9 protein-coding genes and 3 pseudogenes are annotated in these 10,656 nt (G+C 62.2%); 3 read left to right on the top strand and 9 right to left on the bottom strand.

Going from position 1 to position 10,656, the window contains the following annotated elements; translation table 11 throughout:
• Nucleotides 1-160 precede the first annotated feature (160 nt).
• Both QP978_RS05710 and QP978_RS05705 read right to left on the bottom strand, forming a co-directional pair.
• Nucleotides 161-1,249, bottom strand: a complete 1,089-nt coding sequence (locus QP978_RS05710; RefSeq protein ID WP_224783738.1) for a DUF6542 domain-containing protein — start codon at nt 1,247-1,249, stop codon at nt 161-163.
• Between the two features lie 146 nt (nt 1,250-1,395).
• Nucleotides 1,396-2,946, bottom strand: a complete 1,551-nt coding sequence (locus tag QP978_RS05705) for an AI-2E family transporter (protein WP_069359260.1) — start codon at nt 2,944-2,946, stop codon at nt 1,396-1,398.
• A gap of 94 nt (nt 2,947-3,040) precedes the next feature.
• Between QP978_RS05705 and ychF the strand changes: the two genes are divergently transcribed.
• The gene (gene ychF / locus QP978_RS05700; protein WP_038629114.1) at nt 3,041-4,120 is read left to right on the top strand and encodes a redox-regulated ATPase YchF; all 1,080 of its coding nucleotides are present in this window, start codon (nt 3,041-3,043) and stop codon (nt 4,118-4,120) included.
• A 3-nt stretch (nt 4,121-4,123) separates the two neighbouring features.
• Here ychF and QP978_RS05695 read toward each other — a convergent pair whose 3' ends face one another.
• From QP978_RS05695 to merA, 3 genes are all read right to left on the bottom strand, one after another.
• On the bottom strand, nt 4,124-4,513 hold the full coding sequence (locus QP978_RS05695) for a peptide chain release factor I (RefSeq protein WP_038626129.1): 390 nt from the start codon (nt 4,511-4,513) through the stop codon (nt 4,124-4,126).
• A 192-nt stretch (nt 4,514-4,705) separates the two neighbouring features.
• Nucleotides 4,706-5,056, bottom strand: coding sequence for a mercuric ion transporter MerT (gene merT / locus QP978_RS05690; RefSeq protein ID WP_038629112.1), 351 nt, complete (start codon nt 5,054-5,056; stop codon nt 4,706-4,708).
• The gene (merA, locus tag QP978_RS05685; protein WP_284856947.1) at nt 5,053-6,474 is read right to left on the bottom strand and encodes a mercury(II) reductase; all 1,422 of its coding nucleotides are present in this window, start codon (nt 6,472-6,474) and stop codon (nt 5,053-5,055) included. The genes merT and merA overlap by 4 nt, the downstream gene beginning before the upstream one ends.
• 98 nt (nt 6,475-6,572) lie before the next feature.
• Here merA and QP978_RS05680 point away from each other — a divergent pair, with 98 nt between their 5' ends.
• The gene (locus QP978_RS05680) at nt 6,573-6,962 is read left to right on the top strand and encodes a heavy metal-responsive transcriptional regulator (protein ID WP_284856946.1); all 390 of its coding nucleotides are present in this window, start codon (nt 6,573-6,575) and stop codon (nt 6,960-6,962) included.
• A gap of 46 nt (nt 6,963-7,008) precedes the next feature.
• Here QP978_RS05680 and QP978_RS10840 read toward each other — a convergent pair.
• Nucleotides 7,009-7,254, bottom strand: a pseudogene (locus tag QP978_RS10840) (LLM class flavin-dependent oxidoreductase); the annotation flags it as partial.
• 114 nt (nt 7,255-7,368) lie between these two features.
• On the opposite strand from QP978_RS10840, the gene QP978_RS05670 reads away from it, so the two are divergent.
• Complete coding sequence (locus QP978_RS05670; protein WP_284856944.1) at nt 7,369-7,656, top strand: putative quinol monooxygenase; 288 nt, start codon at nt 7,369-7,371, stop codon at nt 7,654-7,656.
• Between the two features lie 433 nt (nt 7,657-8,089).
• Here QP978_RS05670 and QP978_RS05665 read toward each other — a convergent pair.
• The 3 genes and pseudogenes from QP978_RS05665 to QP978_RS05655 all read right to left on the bottom strand — a co-directional run.
• Nucleotides 8,090-8,395, bottom strand: a pseudogene (locus tag QP978_RS05665) (cytochrome c biogenesis protein CcdA); the annotation flags it as partial.
• Nucleotides 8,392-9,007: pseudogene (locus QP978_RS05660) on the bottom strand (TlpA family protein disulfide reductase). The pseudogenes QP978_RS05660 and QP978_RS05665, both read right to left, overlap by 4 nt.
• A 155-nt stretch (nt 9,008-9,162) precedes the next feature.
• On the bottom strand, nt 9,163-10,644 hold the full coding sequence (locus QP978_RS05655; RefSeq protein WP_048731338.1) for a multicopper oxidase family protein: 1,482 nt from the start codon (nt 10,642-10,644) through the stop codon (nt 9,163-9,165).
• Nucleotides 10,645-10,656: the final 12 nt, after the last annotated feature.

Below are 10,656 nucleotides of genomic sequence, written 5' to 3'. Positions count from 1 at the left end.
TCAATCGGCATCCAGAAAGGCCAAATCTAACCCCCGCGCGACACGCCGAGCCAGACACACATTTTGTCGTTTAACCCCGGATTGCCCTGCTAATAAACGCACGTTGCCCACAGGCTAAATCTGCCTGTGGGCAACTGTGACGGTAAGGTGCAAGTCCGAGCTACTTGCGGTAACGAGACCTGGTATCGCGCCCGGTTATGCGCTCCTGGCGAGGGCGCTGCTGTCGCGGTGGCCACTCCTCGGTGCGACGGTGGTTGCTCCCCGGGCGTGCGGGGCTCTGTTGAGGCTTTTCGGACCGAGACTCCGGCGAAGACCGTTCTCCCCACATCCGTGCCGTTCCTGCCGCTTGACGACGGGGAAACTCCTGCGTTGGCCGCTGCGGTGCGTTTGGCCGTTCAATCGGACGACGAGGCTGCTGTCTGGTCGAGTTTGGCGAAGTGGAATCCTGAGTGAACTGCGCCTGGCCCGGATGCGGGCGAGACTGCCAACGGGATGTTGGCTGCTGGGCCCGCTGGGCGAAATTCGAGCGCTGCTGGGCGCGCTCCCCAGAGCGGTCAACTGGTCGCTCACGCAGTTGCTCGGCGTTGCGCGATGCCGAGCTGGCGCTCGCTGCCGGTCGGGCACCAGAACGAGAAGTCTCCTGCCGAGAGCGTGCAGCCTGCTGGCGCGCCTGGCGGCGAGCTTCGGCATCTCGGATAATGTCCGCAGCGGGACGTCGTGAAGCAGGGCGTTCCTGAGAGCGAGAAGCTACGCGGCGATCAGATTCGGCGAGACGACGGCGCACCTGAGAGCTGGATTCGACAGCGGCTTCGTCACGATGCTGGCGCTGTTTAGCGGCCTTGCGCTGGGTGTTGAGGGATTTCTCCTGGGTGCGGGTGATTTCGAGGTAACGCCATACTGCGATGATGACACAGATGATCATCAAGATCAGCAGCCACGGGAACTGCTGGATGATGGGATATGCCGAGGTCACCAGGCGAGCGCGTTTAGAGGTCGTCGCGGTCGCGCCACCATTTTCGGGATCGGCGAGAGAACCGGTAAACCACGCTGTGAAAAACGTGACAAGCGCGAACAAAATGGGGATTTGAGCGACGGTAACTACCAGGCCGCGAGGAACCACCAACAGTGTTCCGGCGACAGCAGCCACGGCAAAAGCAATGAAGTAGGGCTTGCCAAGCGAACCGTTGGGAACAGAAAAGAGCAAACCAAAAACTCCGGCCAGAAGCATCAGCAACGGCGGCACAAACATTGGCACGCGTGGAAGCAGGGGTTTGTTCCCACTGCCTTTACGGGTTATTGCTGATCTGTTCGACACGAATGCGTATCCTACCGGTTATTAGTGATAAAAACGGGCAAGCCCGGTATAAGAGCCTGCCCGTGTCTTGGAATCTCGCCCTACTTGTTTTTCTTAGAGAAAGGCCCGGAGACGACTTCAGTGACCTTGTGGAAGGCCTTGGTCATCGTTCCCTCTTCCTGCTTGGTCGGACCAGCATCGGGGGAAACCTTACCGGCGGTGCGAGCATCTGCCTTCACAGCGCTCTCCGCGGAGCTGTCGGAGTCATCACTGCCCAGACGGAACGAAGCCAGTCGGTCGCGCATCGCACGGCCGGCAGCTTCAATCTGAATGCCGGAGATTGATCCGGCGTCCGTGGCGAACTCGATATCCTTTGCAGTCTTGTCGCCCGTACGCAAATCAGTGAGGTCGCCGAGGTAGCGGAACCAGACCGCGACGACTGCAGTGACCGGCACCGCCAGGAAGGCGCCGATGATGCCGAAGATACCGCCACCGAGTAGGACAACCAGCAGGACGATTGCGGCGTGCAGGTCCATAGCCTTGGACTGCAGAATCGGCGAGAGGATGTTGCCCTCAATCTGCTGGACGGCAATGATGATGAGCAAGACAAAGATTGCTGTGGTCAGGCCGTTGGCAACAAGTGCGACAACCACCGCAATGAAGCCGGCGGTGAACGCGCCGACAATAGGAATGAAGCCAGCGAAGAAAGTCACCACGGCCAGGACCATTGCCAGCGGCACATTCAAAATCGCAAGACCGGCACCGATGAAGACCGCGTCGATAAGCGAAACGATAGCCTGCGTGCGGATGTAGCCCGACAGCGTGTTCCAGGAGCGGGTGAGTACCTCCGTGAGATGCCAGCCGAGGCGACGTCCGGTCAGGCGGCGGAGCCATGGCAGGAAGTCCTGGCCGTCCTTGATGAAGAAGAACGTCAGCACCAGCATTGCCATCAAGGTTACGGCGACCGAAGAGACCACCGAGATGCCTTGGAAGACTGTGTTGGCGATATCGCCGGAGCGCTCCTGGAGCCATTGGGAACCCTGGTCCAGAGCGTCGAGGATTTGTTCATCCTTGACGTTAAATGGCGGTGCCTGAATGATGTTCTGGACTTCTTGAATGCCGTCGGTGAACTGGCGACGCAATTCTGGGAACTGCGACTGCACAGTCGGTGCGAGGAACGCGACGACGCCGCCAAGCAGCGCCAGCGCGCCTAGGATGACCGTCAGTGCGGAGAGTGCGCGGGGCCAGCGGTGTTTCATCAGGAACACGGCGGGCGGAGCCAGCACCGTGGAGACAATCAGAGCCAGCAGAATCGGCAGAACGCCAGCCCAAATCTTTCCCAGAATCATAGCGCTGACATACAGCGCCGCTGCGGTGATGAGGAAACGCAGGCACCAACCTGCGAACCATCGGGCGCCCTCGCCAATGACGTCGGCGCGGTCGATGGACTCGGAGTCATTTTCGCTCATAAGCTCATCGAGGTTTTCAGCATCTTCCGGCAGATCCGGTTGCGTTGCCGCTGACTTATGGGCGTCGGAGGGGATAGACAGAGACTGTTCTATACGCAGAGGCTCCGATCCCATTACGTGATCGATAGCGTCTTTTTCGGACTGCGCAGTCCACTCTTCGCCTTCATTGGGTTTATTGCTCACGTATTCATTATGGGGGTTCGTAGGGGATAGGGGGCAACTTCACGAAGTTAGGGCGAGTTCAAATCTTTCTCCCCGAGCCCGTAAGATGAGCAATGTGAGTCTTACACTTGGAATCGTCGGTCTGCCCAATGTCGGAAAGTCAACCCTGTTTAACGCCTTGACACGCAACGATGTGCTGGCTGCGAATTATCCGTTCGCCACCATCGAGCCGAACGTCGGCGTTGTGGAGCTTCCCGATCCCCGTTTGAATAAGCTCGCCGAAATTTACGGCTCCGAGCGTATTCTTCCGGCTACGGTGTCGTTTGTGGACATCGCCGGCATCGTCAAGGGTGCATCGGAGGGCGAAGGTCTAGGTAACAAGTTCCTCGCCAACATCCGCGAGGCTGACGCTATCTGTCAGGTCGTCCGTGTCTTCAATGATGATGACGTTGTGCATGTCGACGGCAAGGTTGACCCGGCCTCTGACATCGGTGTGATTGAAACCGAGCTCATCCTGGCTGATATCCAGACTATTGAGAAGGCGCTGCCGCGTCTGGAAAAGGAAGCCAAGAAGGATAAGGAAAAGGTCGGTGAGGTTGAAGCCGTCAAGCAGGCTCTTGCCGTACTGGAAGAAGGGCGCACTCTCTTCGCTGCTTCCGATGATGTGAAGCTCTCCGCTCTGCGCGAGCTGCACTTGCTCACCGCAAAGCCGTTCCTCTACGTCTTCAACGCTGACGAGGAAGTGCTTGCCGACGAGGACCGCCGCGCGGATCTGGCCGCTGCTGTGGAACCGGCGGACTGTGTGTTCCTCGACGCCAAGGCTGAGTCGGACCTTCTGGAGCTGGATGAGGAATCCCGCAATGAGCTCCTGGCTGAAATTGGCCAGACCGAGCCGGGTCTGCATTCGCTTGCTCGCGCTGGTTTCCGCACCCTGGGGCTACAGACCTACCTGACCGCTGGCCCGAAGGAGTCTCGCGCCTGGACCATTCCGAAGGGTGCTACGGCTCCGCAGGCTGCCGGCGTGATTCACACTGATTTTGAGCGCGGTTTCATTAAGGCTGAAATTGTGTCCTTCAACGACTTGGTCGAGGCCGGTTCGATTGCCGAGGCGAAGGCCAAGGGCAAGGTTCGCCAGGAGGGCAAGGACTACATCATGCACGACGGTGATGTGGTCGAGTTCAAATTTAACGTGTAGTGCTTAACCTCTGCGATGAACTCTTTGATCCCGGGACGTGATGAGGACTGGGGCTATTGTGCTCCCCCGAACGCTACGGCCCGGGGGCACGAGGCTGTGTCGCAGGTGCAAGCGAGAGGACCAGGAGCGAAACACAGACCGCTGAGTCGACGCAGTCACGGTAAAGACGGAGCCGTCTAGGCGGTGCTCGAGGTTGCGCGAGATACGGTGACGCTGGGCGTCGGTAAGCGATGCGCATTCGGCGACATCGATGGAAAGCTGGACTTTGCCGTCCGTCGTGTTGACGCCCTGGCCGCCCGGAGTCGACGATTTCGCGAAACGCTCCGCGAGATCGGCGGCGATGACCGCACCGTCGGGGATCCCCGGGCCGGGCGCTATGGTCATGTCGTTCATGCCGCCCAGCCTAGGTGCCCACAACCCTTTCTCGTCTCGGCGGAAGCGGAGACCGCGTCGCGACGGCCGGGATCCAGCCTCAGTATTATCCTCGTCACCGGTTGATTCGAACGCTTTTTGCTCCTCCTTCTCCCGTCGGGCTTCGATTTCAGCGGCCTCCGCAGGTGGCAGTGATCGCTGGATCCGCTCGAACTACCGGTTCCGATCAGCGGTCGAAGGATTTTCGCAGCAGCCGGACCTGCAGCGCCGGTGCCGCCGCCGTAGCCTGACGAGCATCCCCGCCATGACGGCCATCACGACGGCGGTCCCGGCACCGATGATCCAGGGATTACCGAGGAGCCCACCGACGCCTGCGAGTGCTCCGCCCGCCGCGATGAACGGCAGGCCGCAGCAGAGCAGCGACGGAAGCGCGCAGCATGCCAGTAGGAGCAGCCCGGTCACTGCAGCGACGACGGGACCGGCGCGCCATTCGTCGCGGTCCTGATCGGCGCTCATCGTCTGCTTCTGGATGAGATCTCCCCGATTGCCTGCGTTGCCGTTCATGCGCAGCACGACAGCAGCGACGGGTCGGTGGTGAAGGCCTTCGCGGCGATCCGGATGCCCTCGGCCATGGTCAGGTAGGGGGCCCAGGCGTTGGCGACCTCGGCGACGGTCCTGCCGAGCACGTGGACGCCTGCGGCGGCGAGCTCCCCGGCGTCCTTGGCGACGGCGGTCAGGCCGAGGATCTCTTTCGTCTCGGCGTTCACGACGATCTTGATGAACCCGCGGGTGTCGCGGTTCACCAAGGCGCGGGGCACGTGGTGCAGGGGCAGGACGCGGCAGTCGCAGCGGATCCCCGCGGCGAGGACGTCCTTCTCGGTCATCCCGACCGCGCCGATCGCGGGCTCGGTGAACGTCACCCGCGGCAGGCGGGCGTAGTCGACGGACCGGTCGGCGTCGGCGAACGCGTTCTCGGCGACGAGGGTGCCGTGGTGGGCGGCGACGTAGACGAACTCGGGGTGCCCGGTCACGTCGCCCGCGGCCCAGACCCGCGGGTTCGAGGACTGCAGCCGGTCGGAGACGACCACCTCGCCGGAGTCTCCGGTATTCACCCCGACCGCATCGAGGTTCAGGCCATCGGTGACGGGACGGCGTCCGAGGGCGACCAGGACCTGGTCGGCGCGGAACTCCTGCGAGCCGCCGGACAAGGCGGCGGTCACGACGGCCTCGCCTCCCGTGCCGCGGGAGACCCGGGTGGGCACTGCGCGGCTGACGACGCGGATGCCCTCGTCGGCGAACACCTCCTGGAGCGCCTTCGACACCTCCGGCTCCTCCTTCGAGGCGAGCCGGGACCGCACGAGCAGCGTGACCTGCGAGCCGAGGCGGGCGAACAGCTGCGCCTGCTCCAGGGCGACGTAGCCGCCGCCGAGCACCAGCAGCGACTCGGGGACCTCCGTCAGCTCCATCGCCGTGGTCGAGGTCAGGTATCCGGTCTCCTCCAGGCCGTCGATCGGCGGTGCCCACGGGCGAGAACCAGTCGCGACTAGGTAGTGGTGGGCCTCGATGGTCTCGACGCTTCCGTCGGCTCCGGCAACATCGAGAACCGGCGCATCAGGGGTGCCCACGAACGAGGCGTCGCCGCGGAGGACCTGCCAGCCGTAGGAGTCGGCGACGTCGGCGTACTTCTCGCCGCGCAGCGACTCCACTAACGCTTGCTTCCCAGCGATCAGCGCGGGCATGTCGACGGGATCCGCCGTCGTCGCGATCCCGGGGAACCGGGTTGCGGCGTCGACGGCGACGTGCCGCGCGCCGGCCGCGGCGATGAGCGCCTTCGACGGGACGCAGCCCGTGTTTACGCAGGTGCCGCCGAGCGTCCCGCGCTCGATCATCACCACCGATTTCCCGAGCGTGCTGGCGCGGATCGCAGCGGCGAACGCGCCGCCTCCCGATCCGATGATGGCGAGATCGTACTTCGTAGGCATCGCTGCTCCTGTCAACTCTTGGCTTTCTGCTCTGTCTCAGCCATACTGGACCTTCCAGTGCAGGGGAAGGTCAAGCGCGGCCACGGAGGGAGACAGCAATGCGGATCGGAGAACTCGCCGAGAGGGCGGGCACTACCGCGAAGACCCTTCGCTTCTACGAGGAACAGGGCCTTCTGCCCCCGCCCGAGCGCACGCCGTCCGGATACCGCGACTACGCGCCCGAGACGGTCGCTCGGATCGACTTCATCCACCGCGGCCAGGCCGCGGGCCTCACCCTCGCCCAGATCCGCCAGATCCTCGACATCCGCGACGGCGGCCATGCGCCCTGCGAGCACGTGCGCGACCTGCTTGACGTGCGCCTCGCTGAGATCGAGCAGCAGATCGCGCAGCTCTCCGTGCTGCGCGACACTATCGCGGACCTTAGCCAGGACGCCGCGCACCCGGATCCTGAAACGTGCAGTACCGATCAAGTGTGTAGGTACTTGTAGACGGCGGGAGTCAATGATTCAAACGCTACAACCCCGATATGCGCTAGCGCATGTCGATGCCGCCGGTGCCCACCTCGATGATTTTAGTGGTGGCCGCGATAGCACACAGCAGCGGCATCGGGGCGGAGGCCTGCAGCGCGAAGTGGTGGACTCGGAAGGACGCGTTGTTCACGCCGATTTCGTTCGCAGCCTGGGTGATCTCCAGATGAGTCTTGGCGATCTTTTCCGCAGATGGCCCGCACTAGCTGCCGAAGGCGTAATGCCCGAAGCTTAAGAATCCGAACGCTTTCATTGGATAACACTCCTTTTGATGGTGTTAACGAGAGGGAGTAACTTTGCAACGAGATACCGTCGAGTTTAAGTTTAACGTTTAAGCGCCGCGTCTGACTTATAGCGAAGGTGTTCTATGAGCATGATCGAGCTGAACGGCATCTTGATCTGCAAAGACCACAGTGATGTTTCAATCGTTGAACGGTTCCTTCCAAAACACGTTGAGCTCTCTCGTGATGAACCCGGGTGTCTGTGCTTCGAGGTCACTCAATCCGACGACCCGCTCGTATGGAATGTATCAGAACAATTCACTGATCAAGCATCGTTCGATTCGCACCAAGCGCGGGTTAAAGCGAGCGAGTGGGGTCAGGCAACAGCGCATATTCAACGTGACTACACCATCACGGGGCCCAGGGGAGGGTGAAATCGTTGACTACCGCTAGCAAGCTTCCGCCAGTGTACCCGAGCGTAAAGGCGCTAGGCAGTCACGCGCCCAACAGCAGCGTGCTGAGCAAGGGCGCTGGTGTTCCGACGGTGTACGTCCTATTGGCTACAGCTCAACAGGCGAGATCATCCCTGCTGAGGCGGAGGCTGTACTTGGTATCTATCGTGCTATCGAACGCGGTAATTCCATGCGCGATATCGCCAGCGTGCAGTGCATTGCTGCTTCAATTGGCCCTTCTTGCGTGCTCTCTTCTGTCCCAGCCACTTTATTGACACGTAGATTGCACTATGTACTAGGCAGCCATTTCATTGACACGTTAATTAAACAGTGAAGTAGCCAGCCATTCGATTGGCACGTTTACTGCGCAATAGATTGACACCAACGCCGTGTCCTTTACTCGGGAGACACCCCCGGTGACGGTGGCCAGCACAAAGACGACGGTGAAGCCGAGAATGAACAACCCGGCCGCACCCGCTACCGCCCACTGGCGTTTGGTGACCACCGCGCCCCCCCCCTCGGCGTCGTAGTCGACCTCCCCGCCGACCACACTGGCCAGATACGACATATATCCGGGTACCAGGGGTACGACGCACGGGGAGGCGAACGAGATCAGACCTGCAGCTGCTGCAGCCAGGATGCCGATCATCAGTGGCCCGGTGGCCGCGGCGTCGGCGAACTGCTGGCCAATCGCCAACTGCGCAATCACATCAACGGTCATGATGCTGGTGCCTCCTCGGCCAGCGGCAGAGCGACATCAAGGATGTCATCGGCGGTGACCTCCCTCAGGAACACCGCGGCCGGGCGGTGGCTTCGGTCCAGGACAATGGTGGTCGGGATGACCGAGGTCGGCACCTCCCAGGGCCGCAGCGATACGAAACGGCGGGTCGTAGATCGAGGGATAGGTCACCGCGTTGTCGAGTTTGAAGTCCTGGGCGATGGTCTGGTTGTAGTCACGGACGTTGATGCCCAGCACCGTGCCACCGAGGGGGTCGAGAGTCTCCTGGACAAGCTGCAGGTCATCGACTTCCGTCCGGCACGGTGCACACCACTAGCCCCAAGCGTTGAGGACGACGACCTCGCCTTCAAAATCAGACAGGCTGATCTCCTCACCTTCCTCCATCAACGACGGGCAGGAGAAGCCCGGCAGCGGCGCACATTCCTCCTCTGCGTAGATAATCTCGGTTTGGCCTCCTGGTGAGTGGAACTGGAAGGTGCCCCCCCCGACGGCGACGGCGTTTCGGACGCCGTCGCCTGAGGAACAGGCCACCAGGGTCACGGCGGTGAGCACCGCGGCAACCGCGATGGCGGCTCTGCGGGGTGTGCTCGGCATGGATTAGATCTCCATATTCCGGGGCGGTGGGGAAGAAGACGGTGTTCTGGTTGTCCCGGAAGACCACAACACCGAGGAAGGTCATCGTGCTGCCCGGTGGGTGGCCTGCAGCGACTCTGCCCACCTCGGCACTCAACCCTGCTGTGGGGGGGGGGTTACTCGTAGCGAAGCGAGCTGAGCATCCCGGTTTCCATGTGATAGGCGTTATGGCAGTGAAATGCCCACTCACCGGGGTTGTCAGCGATCAGGTCGGCGATCATGGTTTCACCGTGGCGGAGAAGGACGGTGTCCTTGCGTAGCCCGCCGCTGCCGGGCAGCGCCCACGTGTGGCCGTGGATGTGCATGGGATGGGGCATCATGGTCCTGTTGCGCATGACCATCCGCAGGCGCTGGCCCTCCTGCACGGTCGCGGAGGACGATTGGCCGTCGGTGAGAATGCTCCATTCATACGGCATCATCTGCCCGCCCAGGTCGATGCTGACTTCTCGGTCTGGTGTGCCCTCAGGCAGGAGTGCACGGTCTGCTGGCTTCAGGGAGGACAGAAGCAGTCCGGTGGATGACAACTCGGGGAAGTCGACATCGGGGCGGGGGGCCTGGCCGCCGGCGGTGCGGATGACGGCGAAGGCGCGGTCGTCCTTACCCACCGCCAAAGCCGTGAGCGGGAAGATGCCGTCGCCGAGGATGACCTCGACGTCGACACGCTCGCCCATCGACAGGTAGATCGATTCGGTCTCCCGGGGCTGGACAGGGAAGCCGTCGGTGTGGGTGACGGTCATGCGGTGACCACCGAGGGCCACCTTGAAGATGGTGTCACCGCCGGAGTTGATAAACCGCAGGCGGGCCTTGTCGCCCGGGCGAGCCTCGAAGGTCCGGTGAGCACGGGGGATACGTCCGTTGATGAGGTAGTGCGGATACATCACATCGCCGGCATCCCCGCCCAGTACCCGGTCCGGGGTGCCGTGCATCATATGGCCGTGACCTCCCATCCCCTTCTTCCCGTTATGGTCGTCCGAACCCATTCCGGTGAGCTTGTCGAGCTCATCGTCGGGAGTGCCCTGAATGCCATCGACCCAGTCGTCGAGCACGATGGTCCACTCGACGTCCTGGTCCTCAGCGTCTTGCGGGTCACGGACGATCAGTGGGGCGTGGAGGCCGCGATCAAGCTGCAGGCCGGAGTGGGAATGGTAGAAGTAGCTGCCACCGTGGGGGACTTCAAAAACATAGGAGAAAGACTCGCCAGGTTCAATGGGGTCCTGGGTCATGCCGGGCACACCGTCGGCTGCGTTGTGGAGTGCGATGCCATGCCAGTGGATGGAGGTGCTCTCAGGCAGTTCATTGGTGATATCGACCTGGAGGACGTCGCCGGCGGTGGCCTCAATGGCCGCATCCCCGGTGTCAGAGACGTATCCCCACGTCTTGGCTTCGATACCGCCGATATCCAGAGAGAGGGGCCGGGCGGTCAGTGTCCGGCGCACCGTCGGCTCACCGAGCGCAGTGGGGGTGGGAGTGGGGTGAAGGGAGGAACCTGGTGCCGAGGCAGCGGGTCCAGGATCGCTGGTGCAGGCGGCCACGGCCCCGGTGCCGGCGAGGACGAGCCCGCCGAGCAGAAACTGTCGTCGGGAAAACGCGTTCGTCATGATTTAACCTTC

Source organism: Corynebacterium sp. MSK035 (assembly GCF_030232615.1).
Classification (GTDB): Bacteria; Actinomycetota; Actinomycetes; order Mycobacteriales; family Mycobacteriaceae; genus Corynebacterium; species Corynebacterium jeikeium_D.
This window is presented reverse-complemented; position numbering and strand designations above follow the sequence as displayed.

Excerpts from the sequence above, each read along its gene's own strand:
- QP978_RS05710 (WP_224783738.1), bottom strand. The coding sequence starts at position 1,249 with ATGTTTGTGCCGCCGTTGCTGATGCTTCTGGCCGGAGTTTTTGGTTTG.
- QP978_RS05695 (WP_038626129.1), bottom strand. The coding sequence starts at position 4,513 with ATGAACGACATGACCATAGCGCCCGGCCCGGGGATCCCCGACGGTGCG.
- merT (WP_038629112.1), bottom strand. The coding sequence starts at position 5,056 with ATGAACGGCAACGCAGGCAATCGGGGAGATCTCATCCAGAAGCAGACG.
- merA (WP_284856947.1), bottom strand. The coding sequence starts at position 6,474 with ATGCCTACGAAGTACGATCTCGCCATCATCGGATCGGGAGGCGGCGCG.
- QP978_RS05680 (WP_284856946.1), top strand. The coding sequence starts at position 6,573 with ATGCGGATCGGAGAACTCGCCGAGAGGGCGGGCACTACCGCGAAGACC.
- QP978_RS05670 (WP_284856944.1), top strand. The coding sequence starts at position 7,369 with ATGAGCATGATCGAGCTGAACGGCATCTTGATCTGCAAAGACCACAGT.
- QP978_RS05655 (WP_048731338.1), bottom strand. The coding sequence starts at position 10,644 with ATGACGAACGCGTTTTCCCGACGACAGTTTCTGCTCGGCGGGCTCGTC.